The sequence below is a fragment of the Pseudonocardia sp. N23 genome (assembly GCF_002583555.1).
Lineage (GTDB): Bacteria > Actinomycetota > Actinomycetes > Mycobacteriales > Pseudonocardiaceae > Pseudonocardia.
Genome location: NZ_BEGX01000155.1, coordinates 164251 through 183452, shown reverse-complemented (window position 1 = coordinate 183452; position 19202 = coordinate 164251). Strand labels below are relative to the sequence as shown.

The following is a 19202-nucleotide window of genomic DNA, read 5'->3' as shown; positions in this document are numbered from 1 at the left end:
GGCCGCGGCGGGCCCGGCGGCCGGGCACCCGCCCCGATCGGCGCCCGCGGCCCGGCGCGGAGGATCGCCGTCCGCGCCCCGGCCGGAAGGATCGGCGGCCGGTGACGCGACAGCCGGGCTCACCGCAGCGGCGACCGGGACAGCAGCGGCCGGGACAGCAAGGAGCGACACATCAACCGCGACCGCCGGGATCAGGGACCCGCGACCGGACGGCTCCGCGGCGACGGACGCCCCGGCGGCCCGACCCCTCGTGTCAGCGGCAGCCCGGGCGAGGCGGTTCGCGTCGCGACGTGTCTGCCGTGCGGACTCCCGGTGCGCCGGGCTGCAGAACCGCCGCTCCGGACGGCCGGGCAGGCTGGTGACCACCTGGTCGCACCCGGGCAGGGCGCAGCGCCGCTCGTCGTCCATGGTCCCGCCCCTCCGCCCACGCAGACGGCGGACGTCGGCGGCCACCCGGCGGCGCCCCCTCGCGCAGGCCGGCGCCGCAGCGCCCGGGAACCGTCTTGATCTTCGTTCCCGAACGATATCGGCCGAACGGACCAGCTGTCGATGCTCCTTATGGCGCACTCGCGACGATCACGCATCACGCTCCGTACGTCCCGATCGCCCGGAACGCTCACACGACAGCGCCGCCGGCACCCCGTGGGGGTACCGGCGGCGCCGGATCGGAACGACGGATCAGTAGACCGGCTGGGACGGGTCGATCTGCTTGACCCAGGCCAGCACCCCGCCACCGACGTGCACGGCGTCGGAGAAACCGGACTTGTGCAGCACCGCGAGTGCCTCGGCCGAGCGCACGCCCGACTTGCAGTGCAGGACGACGGGCTTGTCCTGCGGGATCTCCGACAGCGCCTCACCGGAGAGGATGCGGTCCTTGGGGATCAGCGTCGCACCCGGGATGTTGACGATGTCCCACTCGTTCTGCTCGCGGACGTCGATCAGCGCGAAGTCCTTGCCCGCGTCGATCATCTCCTTGAGCTCGGTCACCGTGATCGTGTGACCGACCGCCGCACCGGCCGCCTCGTCGGTCACGACGCCGCAGAAGGTGTCGTAGTCGATGAGCTCGGTGATCTTCGGCGTCGCCGGGTCCTTACGGATCTTGATGGTCCGCCAGGTCGTCTCGAGCGCGTCGTAGGCGACGAGGCGTCCGAGCAGCGGCTCACCGATGCCGGTGATCAGCTTGATGGCCTCGTTGACCATGATCGAGCCGATCGACGCGCAGAGCACGCCCAGCACGCCACCCTCGGCGCAGGACGGGACCATGCCGGGGGGTGGCGGCTCGGGGTAGAGGTCGCGGTAGTTGAGGCCCTTGCCGTTGGGCGCGTCGTCCCAGAACACCGACGCCTGACCCTCGAAACGGAAGATCGAGCCCCAGACGTAGGGCTTGCCGAGCAGGACCGCCGCGTCGTTGACCAGGTAGCGGGTCGCGAAGTTGTCGGTGCCGTCGAGGATGAGGTCGTAGTCGCGGAAGATGTCCAGGACGTTGTCGGCCTCGAGCCGGGTCTGGTGCAGCCGGACGTCGACGAGCGGGTTGACCTCGCGGATCGAGTCGCGGGCGGACTCGGCCTTGGAGCGGCCCACGTCGGACTGACCGTGGATGATCTGGCGCTGCAGGTTCGAGGCGTCGACCTCGTCGAACTCGACGATCCCGAGCGTGCCCACGCCGGCGGCGGCGAGGTAGAGCAGCGCGGGCGAGCCGAGGCCACCGGCACCGATGACCAGCACCTTCGCGTTCTTGAGCCGCTTCTGACCGGCCATCCCGACGTCGGGGATGATGAGGTGGCGGCTGTAGCGCTCGACCTCTTCCTTGGTCAGCTCGGCGGCCGGCTCCACGAGCGGCGGTAGGGGCATTCTCTGTACTCCTCGGATTCGCGTGCTGTTCGCGCGTTTCGATGACACCCGCGTGACCTCGGTGTCACGACTCGACCTGCTCAACGCGCGGGGCTGCTCGCATCTTCCCATCCCTGGCGACGTCACCGGCCCATTCCCCGGCGTCGACGGCGTCCCACATCCCGGCGACGGCGCAGGCCACGACGTCGGGGACCTCCATCTGCGCGATGTGTCCCACACCCGGGAGCATGAGCAGCCGCCCGGCGCGCAGCGAGCGGACGGTGCGATCGGCGCGCCGGGGCGAGACGAGGCGGTCGCGGTCGCCCCAGAGCACCAGCGTCGGCGCCGTGACGGCACGCATCGCCGCCCACAGCGACGCGGGCCCGAACCGCAGCCAGCCCGCGAACATCGCGAAGGCGGCACCGTTGACGGCCTCCCCCGCCCAGGGCATCGCGCCGCGGGCGACGATCTCCTCGGCGGCCTCGACGATGCGATGCTCGGGCGCGCGTGACGGGTCGCCGAAGCACAGCGTGAGGACTTGCTCGGCGCGTTCGCGGGGGCCCATCGCGGCGAGCGCGGCCCGGGCGCGCCTGCCCGGGGAACCCGGGACCATCGCGAGCGCAAGGCGCGGGTCGGACAGCCGTCGCGGGTCGGGACGGCGGTCGGGGACGGCCGGCGAGACGAGCGTGAGGGTGCGGACGAGGTCGGGGTGGCGGGCCGCGAGCAGCACGCAGACGGTGCCGCCCAGCGAGTTGCCCAGCAGGTGGACGGGTTCGTCGCCACTCGCGCGCAGGAACCGGGCGAGGGCGTCGGCGTTGGCGTCGGGGGTCCAGACGCGGGGTTCGAGCGGCGGGGAGAGGCCGAACCCGGGCAGGTCGACCGAGGTGCCGGCGGCCCGGCCGGCGAGCAGCCCGGCGAGGTCGGTCCAGTTCGTCGCCGAGCCCGAGAGCCCGTGGACGTAGACGGCCCGCGCCGGCGCACCCGGCGTCTCCCGCACGTGCAGCGTCACGCCGCCCGCGGTGACCTGGCGGCCGGCCCACGGGCGCCGGGTGAGGTCGAGCGGCGGGAAGGCTGCGGGATCGGCGAGCGGTGGCACCGGGCGCGACGGGTCGGGGGCGGAGGTCGATCCGGGCGTCCGTCCAGCATCGCTCATCGTGGCGTCGCACACCACGCCTCCGGTACGAGATACCCCCTGGTGGTATCGTCGGCCTCGCGAGACCGACCGCACGGCGACGGGTGGGTCATGGTCGGCACGATCGCCGCGTTGTACACGACGGGACCGGCAGGGCGAGCCGGCGGAGGAGGAACGCGATGAGCACGGCGGGACGGCTGGCGGCATACGCCGCAGTGCTCATCCTGCTGTTCACCGGCGCGTGGGCGACGGGGGTCGCGGTCGGCCCGGTCACCGACACCGCCGCGACGCAGCAGGTCACCCCCGGTGACGCGCGGACCACACCCGGTTCGGACCCCAACCACGCCGCCGAGCACGGCCACGCCGACACCGGCCCCGCGGCCCCCGGCGTGCCGAACCGCGGCCCCACCGGCCAGGACCCGGTCGAGTCGGTCGAGTCGCTCGGGCTGTCGGCCGGCCAGAACGGCTACACGTTCACCGTGCAGAACACCACCTTCGGGCTCGACCGCCCCGGTGAGCTGGCGTTCACGATCTCCGGCCCCGACGGCCGGCCCGTCACCGACTACGCCGACGCCCACCACGGGCCGATGCAGGTCGTCGTCATCCGCCGCGACGCCGCCGGGTTCCAGCACCTGCTGCCCGTCCTCGGGGCCGACGGCGTCTGGCGCGCCCCGCTCACCCTGCCCGGCGGCGGCGTCTGGCGCGCCTACGCCGACTTCGCCCCCACCGGCGGCCCACCGCTGGTGCTGGGAACCGACCTGTTCGTGCAGGGCGACTTCACCCCGTTCCGGTTCACCGACTCGCGCACCTTCGACGTCGACGGCTACCAGGTGCGGCTCGACGGCAACCTCGTCCCCGGCACGCAGTCGCAGATCTACGCGACGGTCAGCCGTGGCGGCGCCCCGGTCCTCGACCTCGAGCCCTACCTCGGCGCGTTCGGCCACCTCGCCGTGCTGCGCCAGGGCGACCTCGCCTACCTGCGGGTCCAGCCGATCACCTCGTCGACGCCCGGCCCGGCCGACCGCGCGGGCCCCGGCACCGCCTTCACCGTCGACGTCCCGTCCGCCGGGTCGTACCGCCTGTTCGTGGAGTTCGTGCACGGCGGCGTCACCCGGACCGCCGAGTTCTCCGTCTCCACGCCGGAGGGGAGCCGCTGATGAGCACCCTGACCCCCGAGTCCCCGGGCACCGCCGACGTGACGGTCGCCCCCGCGGCGCAGCGCATCGAGCTCGCCATCGGCGGCATGACGTGCGCGTCGTGCGCCAACCGTGTCGAGCGCAAGCTCAACAAGATGGACGGCGTCGTCGCGACGGTGAACTACGCGACCGAGAAGGCGCACGTCGAGTACCCCGACGGAGTCGAGCCCCAGGCCCTGGTGGCAACGGTCGAGGCCGCCGGCTACACCGCCACCCTGCCCCCGCCACCGCCCTCCCCCGACGCCCCGGCCGACGACAGCCCGGCCGACACCGTCGACCCGACGGCCGAGCTGCGCCACCGACTGCTGGTCAGCACCGTGCTGGCCGTGCCGGTCGTCGTCGTCTCGATGGTGCCCGCGTTCCAGTTCACCTACTGGCAGTGGCTCGCCCTCGTGCTCGCCGCGCCCGTCGTCGTGTGGGGCGCGTGGCCGTTCCACCGCGCCGCCTGGGTCAACCTGCGCCACGGCGCCGCGACGATGGACACCCTCGTCTCCGTCGGCACCCTTGCCGCGCTCGCCTGGTCGGTCTACGCGCTGGTGTGGGGCACCGCCGGCATCCCCGGCATGGTGCACCCCTTCAGCCTCACCGTGTCCCGCGGCGGCGGCGCCGGGCAGATCTACCTCGAGGTCGCCGCCGGCGTCACCGTCTTCGTCCTCGCAGGCCGCTACGCCGAGGCCCGCTCCAAGCGCGCGGCCGGTGCGGCCCTGCGCGCGCTGCTCGACATGGGCGCCAAGGACGTCGCCGTGCTGCGCGACGGCCGCGAGGAACGCATCCCCGTCGCGGCGCTCGCCGTCGGCGACCGGTTCGTCGTGCGCCCCGGCGAGAAGATCGCCACCGACGGCACCGTCGACGAGGGCGCCTCCGCCGTCGACGTCTCGATGCTCACCGGCGAACCCGTCCCCGTCGACGTCGAGCCCGGCTCGCCGGTCGTCGGCGGCTGCGTGAACAGCTCGGGGCGCCTCGTCGTCACCGCCACCCTCATCGGCGCCGACACCCGGCTCGCGCAGATGGCCAAGCTCGTCGAGGACGCCCAGACCGGCAAGGCTGCCGTGCAACGGCTCGCCGACCGGGTCGCCGCCGTGTTCGTGCCGGTCGTCATCGCGCTGGCCGTCGCCACCCTCGGGTTCTGGATCGGCACCGGCGAGGGCGTGGCCGCCGCGTTCACCGCCGCCGTCGCCGTCCTGATCATCGCCTGCCCCTGCGCGCTCGGGCTCGCCACGCCGACGGCGCTGCTCGTCGGCACCGGCCGCGGTGCCCAGCTCGGCGTGCTCATCAAGGGCCCCGAGGTGCTGGAGTCCACCCGCCGCATCGACACCGTCGTCCTCGACAAGACCGGGACCGTCACCACCGGCCGCATGGAGCTCGTCGACGTCCGCATCGCCGACGGCGAGGACCGCGACGAGGCCCTCCGGATGGCCGGCGCGGTCGAGGACGGCTCCGAGCACCCCATCGCCCGCGCCATCGCCGACGCCGCCCGCGCCGCCGACGGTGCCGGCCTGCCCGGCGTCTCGGAGTTCGAGGCCGTCCACGGGCTCGGCGTCCGCGGCGTCGTGTCCGAGCTGATCGACAGCCGCGTGGTCGCCCACGCCGTCCTCGTCGGCCGCCCCGCCCTGCTGTCGAGCCACGACGTCGAGCTGCCCGACGAGCTCACCGAGGCCCGCGAGAGGGCCGAGAGCGCCGGGCACACCGCCGTCGTGGTCGCCTGGGACGGCCACGCCCGCGCCGTCCTCTCCGTCGCCGACGCCGTGAAGCCCACCAGCGCCGAGGCCATCCGCCGGCTGCGGGCACTGGGCCTGCGCCCGATGCTGCTCACCGGCGACAACGGCGCCGCCGCGCGCACCGTGGCCGAGCGCGTCGGCATCGACGCGGGCGACGTCATCGCCGATGTCATGCCCGAGGACAAGGTCGCCGTCGTCACCCGGCTGCAGGGCGAGGGCAGGGTCGTCGCCATGATCGGCGACGGGGTCAACGACGCCGCCGCCCTCGCCACCGCCGACCTCGGCCTGGCCATGGGCACCGGCACCGACGTCGCGATCGAGGCGAGCGACATCACGCTGGTCCGCGGCGACCTCCTCGCCGCCGTCGACGCCGTCCGGCTCGCCCGGCGCACGTTGTCGACCATCCGCGGCAACCTCTTCTGGGCGTTCGCCTACAACGTCGCCGCCGTCCCCGTCGCCGCGGCCGGCCTGCTCAACCCCATGATCGCGGGCGCGGCGATGGCGTTCAGCTCCGTCTTCGTGGTCACCAACAGTCTGCGGCTGCGCACGTTCCGCAGCGCCACCGATCGGCCGTTGTGATCAACCCACGTCGCCCGATCGTGGCTACCGGCTAGTAGGCTCGGGGCTCACGACGACGGAGGACGGCGGATGGGCAGCGCATGACCGAGACACCGGTCCACCGCGGCGCGCGGTTGTCCCGCAGTGCCCGGCGGGCGCAGCTGCTGCTCGCCGCGCGCGACGTCTTCGCCGCCCAGGGCTACCACGCCGCCGCGATGGACGACATCGCCGAGCGCGCGGGCGTCAGCAAGCCGGTGCTCTACCAGCACTTCCCCGGCAAGCTCGAGCTGTACCGGGCGCTGCTCACGACGTACGCCGACGAGCTGGTCGACTCCGTCCGCGACGCCATCGCCGCCACCCCGGACAACCGTGAACGCGTGCACGCCGCGGTCAAGGCGTACTTCGACTTCGTCGCCGGCGAGGGCCAGGGCTACCGCCTGGTGTTCGAGTCCGACCTGCGCCGCGAGCCCGAGGCCGCCGCGGTGGTCGACGGGGCGCTGACCCGCTGCATCGACGCCGTGGCCGCGGTGGTCACCGAGGACGCGGGTCTCGACGAGGACCGCGCCCGGCTGCTCGCCGTCGGCCTGGTCGGGCTGAGCCAGGTGACCGCGCAGTACTGGCTCGACTCGCAGCAGTCGGTGCCGCGCGACGAGGCGATCGACCTCATGTCGGCGCTGGCCTGGAAGGGCCTCGCGGGCTTCCCCCTGATCCACGACTGACACCCCTGATCCACGACTGACACCGACCCGCTGCCCGGAGCACCCCGGATCGCCGCACGACGGCACCCGCGCACCCTCATTGCCGCGTGTCGCCCGCGCGACGACCGCGAGGTTGCGCGCGAGCAGGAGCGGGCGGGCCCGGTCAGGCCGCCGGGTTCGCCTGCCGGGTCGCGGCGGCGACCAGCGACGTGATCCGCTCGGCCGTGCCCGCGGCCCGCTCCACCGGCAGCATGTGCCCGGCGCCGGGGAAGATCGTCAGCTCCGCGGTGGGCAGGCCACGCACGATCCGGCGCGACGCGCGCAGCGGCGTGAGCCGGTCGCGTTCGCCCGCGAGCACGACGGTCGGGATCGACGCGAAGGCCGCCAGCGCGGCGTCGCGCTCGTGGGCGTCGAGCGTCGCCCGGAACCCGGAGACGGTGACCGGGCGGCACTCGGCGATGGCCCGGGTGGTGAGCCGGACCGCGTCACGGTCGGGATGCGTGCCGAGCAGCAGCCACCGGATACCGGGCGTGAGCAGCGCGGGCACGGCGCTGAGGTGGTCGCGCCCGGTCCAGCGCCGCGACCGGTAGAGCCGCACCTCGGCGGCGCGCACCCGCTCGAGCCCCGCCGGGCTCAGCCCGAACGCACGCTCGGCGAGGCCGCCGCTGGCCGTCGCGACGAGCGCCACCCCCGCGACCCGGTCGGCCACGAGCGCGGGATGCCGGTCGGCGAGCGCCATGATCGTCATGCCGCCCATGGAGTGCCCGGCGAGCACGAGCGGCCCGCGCGGCACCCGGTCGGCGAGCAGCGCGGCGAGGTCGTCGGCGAGCTGGTCGATGGTCATCGTCGCGGGGTCGACGGCCGCGGAGCGACCGTGGCCGCGGTGGTCGTAGCGGATCATCCGGACGTCGGGGCCGAGGCGCCGGGCGACGGGTTCCCACGTGCGGGCGTCGAGGGTCCAGCCGTGCGCCATGACGACGGTGACCGCCGCGTCGGCAGGCCCGGACTCCTCGACGTGCAGGGCCACGCCGTCGGGGGTGGTGAACGTGCTCATACGAGGTGCGCCTTGCGCCACAGGACCTCCGACGGGCCGCCGACGAGCCCCTGCTCACGCAGGAACGGCACCAGCTTGCGCGCCGACCAGCGCAGCGTCTCCCGGTGGTGGGGGTTGGCCAGCGCGGCCGCCTTCCCGGCCTTCGGGTCGATGCCGACGCTCGCGTACACGTCGGAGTGGACCAGGTTGCGCGCCACGACGAACGCGATCCGCGACGTCAGGTAGCGGCCGAGCGCCCGCTGCGCCCCGTTGACCTGCGGCATGATCCGGATCAGCTCCTCGCGGGCGTATCGGACGTGCCGCGCCTCCTCCGTCACGTGGATCTTGTTGACGGCCCGGGTGAGCGGCTGGACGGTCTCGTCGCGCATGGCCTCGCGCTGCAGCTGGTCGAGGATCTCCTCGACGAACAGCGTGCCGGCGAACATGGCGGGGCCGTGGCCGATCGTCTTGAACAGCCGGCCGAGCTCGTGGGTGAGGCCGCGCGGGGCATAGTCGGGCACGCCGTAGCGCTCGGTCATGCGCGCGAACATGATCGAGTGCCGGCACTCGTCGGCGATCTCGGTGAGCGCGTACTGGATGTGGCTGCGGCGCGGGTCGCGGTCGTAGGCGTAGCGCAGCAGCATCTGCATCAGGATGATCTCGAACCACAGCCCGATCCGGGCGATGCTGGCGACCTCGTGGACCGACAGCGTGCGACGCTGCTCCTCGGTCAGCCCCTCCCACAGCTCGGTGCCGTACAGCGACACCCGGTGCTGCGGGATCCCCCAGGCGCCCTCGACGAGAGGTGCCTCCCAGTCGATGTCGATCGACGGCTCGTAGGAGTGGTCGAGCGACGACCGCAGCAGCCGGTCGGCGGTGGCCTCGCGGTCGTTGACGGTGGTCATCGGGGGCTCCTCTCCCCTGTCCGGGCCGGCGCGGTCGCGGGGACCTCGCGCCCGGTCAGGCGACGGACCAACCCCGCGGCGAGCGGCGACGAGTCGTAGTGACCGGACGCGGCCTGCGCCCGCAGCTTGCGGACCACTCCGGACGACACGATCCCCGGGATGTGCCGTCCCGCCCACAGCTCGACCTGACCGGCGAGGGTGCCGGCGGTGTCGCGGGGCGGACGCGTCGCGCCGAGCACCCGCACGACGGTACCGACGATGTCCTCGACCTCCTCGCGGCGGACCTGACCCTCCAGGGCGAGGCCGACCTCGCGGCCGGCGTCGTGGATCGGCGTGCGGACGTAGCCGGGGTAGACGGTGGTGACGTGCAGCTCGGTGCCGTACTCGAGGCGCAGCGCGTCGGCGTAGGCGGTCATGCCGCGCTTGGCGACGCTGTAGGCGGACACGAACGGCAGCGTCAGGTACGCCAGCTCGCTGGAGACGAACACGACGCGGGCCCGCGTGCCGCCGCGCCGGGCCCGGGAGGCCTGCAGCGCGGGCAGGGCGGCGGCGGTGACGCGCCAGGCGCCGAGCAGGTTGACGTCGATGACGCGCATGGCGTCGGGGTGCAGGGGGCCGCCGGCGTCGTTGGGGATGCCGATCCCGGCGTAGTGGACGACGGCGTCGAGCCCGCCGAGGCGGTCGGCGGCCGCGGCGACGGCGCGGTCGACTGCGGCGTCGTCGGTGATGTCGCAGGCCAGTATGCCGTCGCCACCCTCGCGGTCGAGGCCGATGACGTGGGCGCCCTGGTCGCGCAGCCGGGCGGCGGTGGGCGCGCCGAAGCCACCGGCGGCACCGGTGACCAGGACGCGGCTCCCGGCGGGGATCGTGCGTGACATGCCGCTCCTCTCCCTTGCTGTTACCGCTGGTAACTGTTACCACTGGTAACGTGCCTCAGCAAGAACCTCCTGTCAAGCCGGAGCCCCCCACCAAGGAGGAGCGCCGCACCCGGCGCCGCGCCGAGATGATCGCCGCAGCGATCGAGGCGGTCCGCACCCACGGCGCCGGGGTCTCGGTCGCGGAGATCGCCGCGCGGGCCGGCATCACCAAGCCCGTCCTGTACCGCTACTTCGACGACCGCGCCGACCTGCAGCGGGCCGTCGGCGAGCAGGCGGTCGGCATGCTGATGGACCGCATGATCCCCGCACTGTCGGCCGAGCTGGAGCCGCGCGAGCAGGTCGCCGCGGTCGTCGACGCCTTCCTCGCCGCCATCGAGGACGAGCCCCAGCTGTGGCGGTTCGTCGTGCACAACTCCACCGACAGCACCGCCGAGCGGGAGGCGGGCGCCGAGATCGTCGACGGGGCCCGTGACCAGATCGCCCGCCTGCTCGCCGTGCTCATCGGCGAACGGCTGCGCGCCGCCGGCCGCGACTCGGGGGGCGCCGAGGTGTGGGCGCACGGGCTCGTCGGCATGGTGCAGAGCGCCGGCGACTGGTGGCTGGAACGCCGGACGATGAGCCGCACCACCGTCACCGCCTACCTGACCGGCCTGATCTGGGGCGGCATCTCGGCGACCCTCGACGGACCGTCCCGGACAGCGGGACAGGAGTCATCACAGGAAACCATCGGAAGAAACACTGTTTCCCCGGAAAGCGAGTCACCTGGTGTGGACACGGGTGACGCCGCCGACCGGGACCCACGCCCCGGCACCACCGCACTGCGCGCCGTCCCCGATCCGCCCGCTGCCGGAGAGGCCCACCGATGAGCACTCACGACCACAGCAACGGCCAGACCTCCGACCACGACGACGACGGCTACCGCGGCCCCGCCACCCTCACCGTCGGCGACCGCCACCTCGTCGTCCAGGCGCTGCTCGACGCCCGCCACGAACCCCTCGACGGCCGGATGCACTGGTTCGGCAGGCTCACCGGCGACGACCTCGCCGCCACGCTCGGCCACCGCGCGGCCGACGCCGTCCTGACCACGCCCGAGGGCCGGTCGCAGGCTCGCGTCGGCGACGTCGACGCCTGGGGCCGCTACCGGGTCACCGGCATCGGCACGCCACCGTTCGGGCTGCCCGTGGTCGCCCTGGACGACGACGGGGCCTGACCCCGGCGCACGCCACCGGCGGCACCCGTCCGCTCACGGGTTCCACCGGACGCACCACGGGCCCGGCAGGGTGACCTGCCGGGCCCGTGTCGAGCGTTGCGGCGGTCAGCCGCCGACGCTGAACCCGACCTTGCGCACGTCGGCCGGCGCGATCTCGATGTAGGAGATGCGCGCGGCGGGCACGACGAAGCGGCTGCCCTTGTCGTCGATGAGGCTGACCAGGCCGTCGTCGGACTTCAGGGCGTCACGGACCAGCCCCTCGACCTCCTCCGGGGTCTGGTCGCTGGACACCACGAGCTCCCGCGGGCTCTCCGCGATGCCGATCTTGACCTCCACCGGAGACCTCCAGGTCACGAGTAGTCGAATGGCTGCCGCACCCCTCGATCGAACTCCGAAGGGCCGGCGCGGCCCAGGCTAGTCGAGCGGCGCGGCGCAGGAGGCGGCGGCACGTCCGCCCACGGCGAACAACCGCGATCCCCGGCGTCACGACAGTGCTCCGGGCGTCACGACAGGCCGAGGCTCGCCATCCGCTTGCCGTGGTTGGACTGCACGCGCTTGATGAGCGCTGCGATGCCGGCGAGGTCGCCCGAGCCGCGGACGATGAAGTCGGCCAGCTCGTCGCGCTCGGCCACGATGTGCTGGGCCTGGGTGACGGCCTCACCGAGGAGCCTGCGGCCCCACAGCGCGAGCCGGTCTCGGACCTGCCGGTTCTGCGCGCAGGCGGCCTTGACCTCGCGTTCGGCGAACGCGCTGTGCCCGGTGTCGGCCAGCACCCGCTGGACGAGCTCGCTGGTGTGCGGGTCGACCCAGCCTGCGACCTCGCGGTAGAAGTCGGCGGCCAGCCCATCGCCGACGTAGGCCTTGACCAGCGACTCCAGCCAGGTGCGTGGCGCGGTCGTGGCGTTGTAGGAGTCGAACGGCGCGACGAACGGCGACATCGCGGCCTCGACCGGCACCCCGAGCCCGACCAGGTACTCCTCGAGCTGCTTGTAGTGCCCCATCTCGGCCGCGGCCATCGCCGACAGGGCTGCGCGGCCTCCGAGGGTCGGCGCCGACCGGGCGTCCTCGGCGAGCCGGTCGAACGCCGACAGCTCCCCGTAGGCCAGTACCCCGAGCAGATCGACCGTGGCCTGGGGAGGTCGCGCCCCGGCGTCGCCCGGCGCGTGCGCCGTCTCACCCACCATGGTCGGTGAGCCTAGTGTCCGGGGCCCGGAACCGGTGCGGCCGACGGTGATCGACCGCCGTCAGGCCTGCAGCGGTGAGGCTCACGTCCGTGTCGGCGTGTCCGCGCTCGTCGCCACGGCACCTGTGCAGGTATGATGTGAGCAGCGCAGCGCCCTGCACGACGTTCCAGACCTTTTCCCGGGCGCGCGCCCCGACCCGGCGGAGCCGGTTCCACAAGCGGAACCGATCCACCGACGACATGGTGCGTGCAGCGCCTCGTCCGGTTCTCCCGCCCGAGCGTCCCCGACGCCGGTGGTCGACGAACCGCGAACGACTCCTGTGCGCGGAGAGAGGCGATTCCCCTGTCCGTTCCGAACGACAACTCGAACGACAGTCCCGACGCGACGACCTCGGCGGAGCTCCCCGAGCCCCTCGCCGAGGAGGCACACCCGCTCCAGGCCGGTGCCCCCGTCAAGCCCGAGTCCCCGACGTTCGCCGAGCTCGGCGTCCGTCCCGAGATCGTGAAGGCGCTGGCCGAGGCCGGTATCGAGCGCACCTTCGCGATCCAGGAGCTCACCCTGCCGCTGGCCCTCGCCGGCGAGGACCTGATCGGTCAGGCCCGTACCGGCACCGGCAAGACCCTCGGCTTCGGCGTCCCGATGCTGCAGCGGATCGTGCCGCCGTCCGAGCGGCCGGCCGCCACCGCGGAGGGCGAGACCGCCGACCGCACCAAGGACGTGCCGCAGGCCCTCGTCGTCGTCCCGACGCGTGAGCTGTGTGTGCAGGTCGCGCAGGACATCGCCGACGCCGGCAAGCACCTCGGCGTCCGTGTGACCGCGATCTACGGCGGCCGCGCCTACGAGCCCCAGCTCAACGCGCTGCGCAAGGGAGTCGACGTCGTCGTCGGCACCCCGGGCCGGCTGCTCGACCTGGCCGAGCAGCGCCACCTGGTGCTGGGCCGCGTCGGCATGCTGGTCCTCGACGAGGCCGACGAGATGCTCGACCTGGGCTTCCTGCCCGACGTCGAGCGCATCCTGCGCATGCTCCCCGAGGAGCGCCAGACGATGCTGTTCTCGGCCACCATGCCGGGCCCGATCATCGCGCTGTCGCGGGCGTTCCTGAACCGCCCGACGCACATCCGCGCCGAGGAGTCCGACCAGGGCTCCATCCACGAGCGCACCAAGCAGCACGTCTTCCGCGCCCACGCGATGGACAAGGTCGAGCTGCTCACCCGCGTCCTGCAGTCCAAGGACCGCGGTCTGACCATGATCTTCGCCCGTACCAAGCGCACCGTGCAGCGCGTCGCCGACGACCTCGCCGAGCGCGGGTTCGCCGCCGCGGCCGTGCACGGCGACCTCGGCCAGGGTGCCCGCGAGCAGGCGCTGCGCGCGTTCCGCTCCGGCAAGGTCGACGTCCTCGTCGCCACCGACGTCGCCGCCCGCGGCATCGACGTCACGGACGTGACGCACGTCGTCAACTACCAGTGCCCCGAGGACTCGAAGACCTACGTCCACCGGATCGGCCGCACCGGTCGCGCCGGCAAGGAAGGCGTGGCGGTCACGCTCGTCGACTGGGACGAGATGCCGCGCTGGAAGATGGTCAGTGACGACCTCGGCATCGACATGCCGGAGCCGGTCGAGACCTACTCGACGTCGGATCACCTCTACACCGAGCTCGACATCCCGACCGATGCGACGGGGCGGCTGCCGCTGTCCAAGCGGACGCGGGCGGGCCTGAAGGCGGAGTACGTCGACAACGAGGGTGACCACCAGGGCGCCCGGCGCCGCAGCGGTGGCAGCACCGGCGGTGGTGGCCGTCGTGGCGAGGACGCTCCGGCCCAGCCCCGCGAGCGCCGGTCGCGCAGCCGCACCCGTACCCGCGGCGGCGTGACCCTCGAGGGCGGTGCCGAGGGCGGCTCCGACGCACCCGCGTCCGAGACCCCCGCCGCCGACCTCTCCGCTGCTCCCGGCTCCGGCCCGGACGCCGCGGCCGGTGACGTGGGCGAGGCCGGCAAGCCGCGCCGTCGTCGTCGCCGTGGTGGTGCCCGCCGCCGTGGCGCGAGTGGTGCCGAGGGCGAGTCCGCCCCCGACGCCGCCGCCAGCTGACGGTTTCACCTCCTCCGAGGTGCTGCGCGCACGGAGCTCGGTCCGCCCTGAACGCCTGCGCCGGTCCGACGTGGTGGTGGCCGCCGTCCTGGCGGTCGCCCTCGTCGCCGGTGGGGTCCTGGTCTGGCGGACGAGCGCGGCCGCGACGACCCGGTCGGTCACCGCACCGACCGGGTCGTTCCCGCCTCCGCCGCTGACCGAGACGACCCCGCCCGCGGGGTTCACCGAGGCCTGGCGCGCGGCGAGCCCCGGAACACCGGTGCCGCTCGTCGCCGGTCCGGCGGTCGTCACGGCTGCCGACGGCGAGGTGGCCGGGCACGACGCGGCCACCGGCGCCACCCACTGGAGCTACACCCGCGACGACGCGATCTGCACGGTCGCGTCCGGGTTCGGCCAGGTCATGGCCCTGTACCGCAACGGGTCCGGCGACGCGTGCAGCGAGCTCACCGTGCTCGTGCCCTCGACGGGCGCACGCCGGGTGTACAGCAACCCGAACGCACTGCCCGGCGCGCGGCTGCTCGACTCCGGCACCCTCGTCGCGCTCACCGGCTCGCGGTACCTGCAGGTCGTGCGGTCGGACCTGGTGAAGACGACGGAGTTCGGCACCGTCGACACCCCCGACCAGCCGGGCCGTCAGCCCTACCCCGACTGTTCGCTCGACTCGTTCGCGATCACCCAGGGCCGCCTCGCCGTCCTCGAACGCTGCCCCGGCGACGAGCAGGACCGGCTGACCGTCATCGCGCCCGACGGCGGGTCCGACGCGACGACGCCGGAGGTCGTGTTCTCCGCGCTGCTGCCCGGCGCGCACGGTCAGGTCGTCGCCGCGGCGGGCGACCGGGTGGCCGTAGCCCGGCCGGGCCCGGCGGCGCTGGAGGTCGTCGACGGACAGGGCGCCGTGCTGTCGACGACTCCGCTGCCGGTCCCCGACGCCGACCTGACCGCCCAGCCGCCCGGCGGGGTGGCGGCGACGACGTCGGACGACCGGCACGTCTACTGGTGGACGGGGTCCGCGACGATCGCGCTCGACCGGGGCGATCTGCAGCCGGCATGGATGCTGCCGGGCACGACCGGCCCGGGTGTCCGCTACGGCGACGCGGTCCTGGTGCCGGTGCCGGGAGGGCTGGCCGTGACCGACCCGGTCACCGGTGCGGTCGCCCGGACGATCGCCGTCGACCGCGGCGGGTGGACCGGCGCGGTGCAGTCCGCGGTCGCGGGGTCGGTGCTGCTGGAGCAGCGCGGCCCCGACCTGGTGGCACTCCGCCCCTCCTGACCGGGCCCCGTCCTGACCGTGCCGGACGCCCATGACCGAGCCGGACGCGTGACCGAGCCGGACGCGCGCCGGACCCTCCGCCGAGTTCGACGTGAGACCGGTTCCGACATGACCGAAGAAGTCTGAGGTCGAACTCGGCGTGGCTCGTGCCGGGCTGTCGTACGGTCAGAAGAGCCAGAAGCCGCACAGCACGACGAGCCCGACCGCGACGACGCCGACCGAGCACAGCGTCGCGACGCCGTCGCGGCGCCGGTCCGCGACCACCTGGGCGACGACGGCGGCGGCCGCGGCCAGGCCGTGCCCGGCGAGCATCGCCGTCCCCGGCCCGGCGGACCCGGTGCGGGTGGTGAGCGTCCAGCCGACGAGCAGCACCACGAACAGCGCGACGAGACCACCCGCGACGATGCCCGACAGGCCGCGCAGCAGCCGTCCCGACGTCGCCGGCCGGGTCACGCGGCCCCCTCGGCGCCGGGGAGGTCGCGCAGGTACGCCCAGGGCTGCGGGGACGGCGCGGCAGCGCGCCCCTCGGGGCAGTGCCTGCGCACGTCGCAGGTGGCGCAGGCGGGCGACGTGCGGGGCGGGAACAGCGCCTCGGGGTCGCCACCGGCGGCGAGGGCGTCGCCGGCGTCGGCGGCGGCCGTGGCCAGGCCGTGCGCGGCGTCCAGGTGGGCGCGCATCGACGCGTCGTCGTGCTCCCAGACCGCGACGTGACCCGTCGGCACGTGGTGCAGCTCGACGCGACGGCACGGCCGGTGCAGCGCGGCGCCGGTGGCGGCGGCGTAGAGCGCGAGCGCGCGGGAGTCGCGGGCGTCGTCGTCGGTGGGGACGTGCCTGCCGGTCTTGTAGTCGACGACGACCGCGTCCGCGCCACGGGTGTCGATGCGGTCGACCCGGCCCTCGGCGACGAGCCGCCGCTCCCCCGCCCCGACGGTCTCCGACACCCAGCGTTCGACGCCCGCGGGCGCGGCCGTCGGGTCGTGGAGCTCGTGGTCGGCGGTGTAGGCGGCGAGCCAGCCGCGCGCCGCGGTGCGGTACCGGGCGGACTGGGCACTGTCGCGGTAGCCCTCGGCCGACCAGTTGCGGTCCAGGAGGGCCTCGGCGGCCTCAGGGGTGCGGGCGCGGGCGGGCAGGTCGAACAGGGCGCGCAGCGCCAGGTGCACGACCGCGCCGAGGGTGTGGTGGGCCCAGGCGCCGCCGCGGGCGGGCGCCGGCCGGTCGATGTAGGCCATCCGGAACCGGCGGGGGCAGCTCTCCCAGCTCGCGAGGCGGGCGGGGGTGACCCGGGGCAGGGGCCGGACGTCGACGCCGAGGTCGAACCCGAGCTGCCCGGTGTCCGCACCCATGCGGCCACGGTATCGGCCGTGCGCGGGCGGGCCTCAGCCGGTGAGGACCTCGACGCCACGGGCCCGTGCCACCAGGGCGTCGAACACGTCGGGGTCGGTGGTCTCGGCGCCGATCGGGATCGTCTTGTTGGTGCCGTGGTAGTCGCTGGAGCCGGTGGTGAGCAGCCCGGTCTCGGCGGCGAGCCCGCGCAGCAGCGCCCGGTCGTCGGGGGCGTGGTCCCGGTGGTCGACCTCCACGCCGGTGAGCCCGGCGGCGGCCAGGTCGGCGACGACCGACAGCTCCACGACCCGGCCGCGCTTGCGCGCCAGCGGGTGTGCGAACACGCTGACCCCGCCGGCGTCCCGGATCATCTCGACTGCCGTCCGCACGGGGGTGTCGGACTTCGGCACGTAGTAGGGGCTGCCGGTGTAGAGCAGCTCGGCGAAGGCCTGGTCGACCGACTCGACGACCCCGGCGGCGACGAGCGCGCGCGCCAGGTGCGGCCTGCCCGCCGACGCCCCCTCCGGCAGCAGCGCGAACACCTGGTCGGTGTCGACGGGGTAGCCCGCGTCGGCCATCTTCGCCGTCATCCCGCGCAGCCGTTCGACGCGTTCGCCCCGCAGCCGTTCCTGCTCGGCCGCGATCGCGGGGTGGGCGGGGTCGAACAGGTACCCGAGCAGGTGCACCGACACCCGGCCGCCACGCCCGTCGTCGGACACACAGGAGAACTCCGCACCCCGCACCAGCCGCATCCCGGCGGGTAGCACCGCCGCGGCGCGCTCCCAGCCGCTGGTGGTGTCGTGGTCGGTGACGGCCAGGACGTCGACCCCGGCTGCCGCGGCCACAGCGATCAGCTCCTCGGGCGAGTCGGTGCCGTCGGAGGCCGTCGAATGGCTGTGGAGGTCGATACGGGGCACCGCTCGACGCTATCCCGCGGCCGCCGCGGACGCCCCCGCGACACGGACGGGCCGGCTCAGCGCCGCCAGCGCGGCCGCGACAGCATGCCCGTGGCGCGGGTCTTGCCCTTCTCCCCGAACACCAGCTCGGAGAGGGCTTCGTAGATCTCCTCGGGCCTGGGCATGTAGTCGATCTTGTTGAGCGCCTGGATCTGGCCGGCGGACTCGACGACCATCGTCCCGTACCCGAGGGTGCGGCCGGCGAGCGTGCGCCGGAACGTGAGGTCGGTGACCTTGCCCAGCGGCATCATGCCGACGTTGTGGACGATGATCCCCTGCGCCAGCATCACCCGCTTGTCGGTGATGACGATCCGCTCGATCCACCAGAGCATCGTGAGGACCGTGAAGCGCATCAGCGCCACGAGCGACAGGTAGAACGTCAGGTTGTCGACGATGATGTTCTCGGGCAGGTTGACCTGGATGACGATCATCAGGGCGAGGAACAGCCCCGTCTGCAGGATGTGCTTGCTCATCACCGCCCAGTGCTGGCGCACGCGGATGACCCGCCGCTCCGTGGGGAGCAGGTACTCGTCGATCTCCCGGGGGGCCAGCACGGGATCAGCTGAACACGGACGTGAAGAATGTGATGATCGACGACGCCGCGTTGCTGAGGATGTTGCCCAGACTCGACAGGAAGCCCGCGGCCCCGGTCGGCGACGTCACGATGAAGAAGATCACGAGAGCGATCGCGAGAATGCCGACGATCTTCTTCACGTTCACCAGGACCCCGTTCCGGCATGAACCGTTGCTGACATGATCATTTCTACCGGTACGACGGTCGTCGAGGTACCGGCCACGTGGGCAGCGTACCGTTCCAATCGATGACCCAACGTAGCCGACACGTACCCTGTGTGGGTGCAATCGTCCATGACACCGATGGCCGATTGCTCCTCGTCCAGCGGACCAACGAGCCCGGCGCCGGCCTGTGGTCGGTGCCCGGAGGCAGGGTCGAGTCCGGCGAGACGGACGCGGAAGCCCTGGTCAGGGAGCTGGCCGAGGAGACCGGGCTCGTGGTCGAGCCCGGCCCGCTCGTGGGCCGGGTGCGCCGCGGGGACTACGACATCGCGGACTACTCCGCTCGTGCCATCGGCGGGACGCTGCGCGCCGGCGACGACGCGGCGGACGCCCGTTGGGTCGACGCGGCGGAGTTCGCGGCGCTTCCGTTGGTCGACGAGCTCGCCGAGACCCTCGGCGGCTGGGGCGTCCTGCCGCGCTGAGGCCGGCCC

The 19202-nt window shown here is 73.9% G+C and carries 20 protein-coding genes; 8 read left to right on the top strand and 12 right to left on the bottom strand.

The genetic code is table 11. The features are described from left to right. Nucleotides 1-678: 678 nt before the first annotated feature. Nucleotides 679-1851, bottom strand: a complete 1173-nt coding sequence (gene moeZ / locus TOK_RS31390) for an adenylyltransferase/sulfurtransferase MoeZ (RefSeq protein WP_098961590.1) — start codon at nt 1849-1851, stop codon at nt 679-681. A 64-nt stretch (nt 1852-1915) separates the two neighbouring features. Continuing rightward, nucleotides 1916-2983: an alpha/beta fold hydrolase gene (locus TOK_RS31385; RefSeq protein ID WP_172457888.1), complete on the bottom strand. Its 1068-nt coding sequence runs from the start codon at nt 2981-2983 to the stop codon at nt 1916-1918. 158 nt (nt 2984-3141) lie between these two features. On the opposite strand from TOK_RS31385, the gene TOK_RS31380 reads away from it, so the two are divergent. From TOK_RS31380 to TOK_RS31370, 3 genes are all read left to right on the top strand, one after another. Beyond that, nucleotides 3142-4119, top strand: coding sequence for a hypothetical protein (locus TOK_RS31380; RefSeq protein WP_098961589.1), 978 nt, complete (start codon nt 3142-3144; stop codon nt 4117-4119). Continuing rightward, nucleotides 4119-6455 (top strand): cation-translocating P-type ATPase, encoded by a 2337-nt coding sequence (locus TOK_RS31375; protein WP_098961588.1) that lies wholly within the window; start codon nt 4119-4121, stop codon nt 6453-6455. Before TOK_RS31380 ends, TOK_RS31375 begins: the two co-directional genes overlap by 1 nt. Before the next feature lie 80 nt (nt 6456-6535). Beyond that, nucleotides 6536-7153, top strand: a complete 618-nt coding sequence (locus tag TOK_RS31370) for a TetR/AcrR family transcriptional regulator (RefSeq protein WP_098961587.1) — start codon at nt 6536-6538, stop codon at nt 7151-7153. A gap of 142 nt (nt 7154-7295) precedes the next feature. Here TOK_RS31370 and TOK_RS31365 read toward each other — a convergent pair whose 3' ends face one another. Genes TOK_RS31365 through TOK_RS31355 form a run of 3 tightly spaced genes read right to left on the bottom strand, consistent with a single transcriptional unit; the run spans nt 7296 to nt 9948 of the window. Continuing rightward, complete coding sequence (locus TOK_RS31365; protein WP_098961586.1) at nt 7296-8186, bottom strand: alpha/beta fold hydrolase; 891 nt, start codon at nt 8184-8186, stop codon at nt 7296-7298. After that, nucleotides 8183-9070: a diiron oxygenase gene (locus TOK_RS31360; protein WP_098961585.1), complete on the bottom strand. Its 888-nt coding sequence runs from the start codon at nt 9068-9070 to the stop codon at nt 8183-8185. The genes TOK_RS31365 and TOK_RS31360 overlap by 4 nt, the downstream gene beginning before the upstream one ends. Continuing rightward, nucleotides 9067-9948 (bottom strand): SDR family oxidoreductase, encoded by an 882-nt coding sequence (locus tag TOK_RS31355; RefSeq protein WP_098961584.1) that lies wholly within the window; start codon nt 9946-9948, stop codon nt 9067-9069. Before TOK_RS31355 ends, TOK_RS31360 begins: the two co-directional genes overlap by 4 nt. Before the next feature lie 50 nt (nt 9949-9998). Between TOK_RS31355 and TOK_RS31350 the strand changes: the two genes are divergently transcribed. Next, complete coding sequence (locus TOK_RS31350) at nt 9999-10814, top strand: TetR family transcriptional regulator (RefSeq protein WP_253258780.1); 816 nt, start codon at nt 9999-10001, stop codon at nt 10812-10814. Next, nucleotides 10811-11158 (top strand): DUF4873 domain-containing protein, encoded by a 348-nt coding sequence (locus TOK_RS31345; RefSeq protein WP_098961582.1) that lies wholly within the window; start codon nt 10811-10813, stop codon nt 11156-11158. Before TOK_RS31350 ends, TOK_RS31345 begins: the two co-directional genes overlap by 4 nt. Before the next feature lie 105 nt (nt 11159-11263). Here the strand turns inward: TOK_RS31345 and TOK_RS31340 are convergent, their stop codons facing one another. Further along, complete coding sequence (locus TOK_RS31340; RefSeq protein ID WP_098961581.1) at nt 11264-11494, bottom strand: DUF3107 domain-containing protein; 231 nt, start codon at nt 11492-11494, stop codon at nt 11264-11266. Between the two features lie 167 nt (nt 11495-11661). Continuing rightward, nucleotides 11662-12342 (bottom strand): ferritin-like fold-containing protein, encoded by a 681-nt coding sequence (locus TOK_RS31335; RefSeq protein ID WP_098961580.1) that lies wholly within the window; start codon nt 12340-12342, stop codon nt 11662-11664. A gap of 336 nt (nt 12343-12678) precedes the next feature. Here TOK_RS31335 and TOK_RS31325 point away from each other — a divergent pair, with 336 nt between their 5' ends. Both TOK_RS31325 and TOK_RS31320 read left to right on the top strand, forming a co-directional pair. Further along, on the top strand, nt 12679-14427 hold the full coding sequence (locus TOK_RS31325; protein ID WP_374754956.1) for a DEAD/DEAH box helicase: 1749 nt from the start codon (nt 12679-12681) through the stop codon (nt 14425-14427). 19 nt (nt 14428-14446) lie between these two features. Beyond that, on the top strand, nt 14447-15697 hold the full coding sequence (locus tag TOK_RS31320; protein ID WP_141566642.1) for a hypothetical protein: 1251 nt from the start codon (nt 14447-14449) through the stop codon (nt 15695-15697). Between the two features lie 165 nt (nt 15698-15862). On the opposite strand, the gene TOK_RS31315 is transcribed toward TOK_RS31320, so the two are convergent. The 5 genes from TOK_RS31315 to TOK_RS33145 are packed head-to-tail and all read right to left on the bottom strand — an operon-like array spanning nt 15863 to nt 18690. Then, nucleotides 15863-16150 (bottom strand): hypothetical protein, encoded by a 288-nt coding sequence (locus tag TOK_RS31315; protein ID WP_098961576.1) that lies wholly within the window; start codon nt 16148-16150, stop codon nt 15863-15865. Next, nucleotides 16147-17040 (bottom strand): PD-(D/E)XK nuclease family protein, encoded by an 894-nt coding sequence (locus tag TOK_RS31310; protein WP_098961575.1) that lies wholly within the window; start codon nt 17038-17040, stop codon nt 16147-16149. The genes TOK_RS31315 and TOK_RS31310 overlap by 4 nt, the downstream gene beginning before the upstream one ends. A 33-nt stretch (nt 17041-17073) precedes the next feature. Further along, nucleotides 17074-17937 carry a PHP domain-containing protein gene (locus tag TOK_RS31305; protein ID WP_098961574.1) on the bottom strand — a complete coding sequence of 288 codons (864 nt, stop codon included), beginning with the start codon at nt 17935-17937 and terminating at the stop codon, nt 17074-17076. 56 nt (nt 17938-17993) lie between these two features. After that, nucleotides 17994-18530: a PH domain-containing protein gene (locus TOK_RS31300; protein ID WP_098961573.1), complete on the bottom strand. Its 537-nt coding sequence runs from the start codon at nt 18528-18530 to the stop codon at nt 17994-17996. Nucleotides 18531-18534: 4 nt separating this feature from the next. After that, a complete protein-coding gene (locus TOK_RS33145; protein ID WP_216362175.1) occupies nt 18535-18690 on the bottom strand; it encodes a hypothetical protein in 156 nt (51 codons plus the stop codon). 107 nt (nt 18691-18797) lie between these two features. Between TOK_RS33145 and TOK_RS31290 the strand changes: the two genes are divergently transcribed. Then, on the top strand, nt 18798-19193 hold the full coding sequence (locus TOK_RS31290) for an NUDIX hydrolase (RefSeq protein WP_098961571.1): 396 nt from the start codon (nt 18798-18800) through the stop codon (nt 19191-19193). Nucleotides 19194-19202 lie beyond the last annotated feature (9 nt).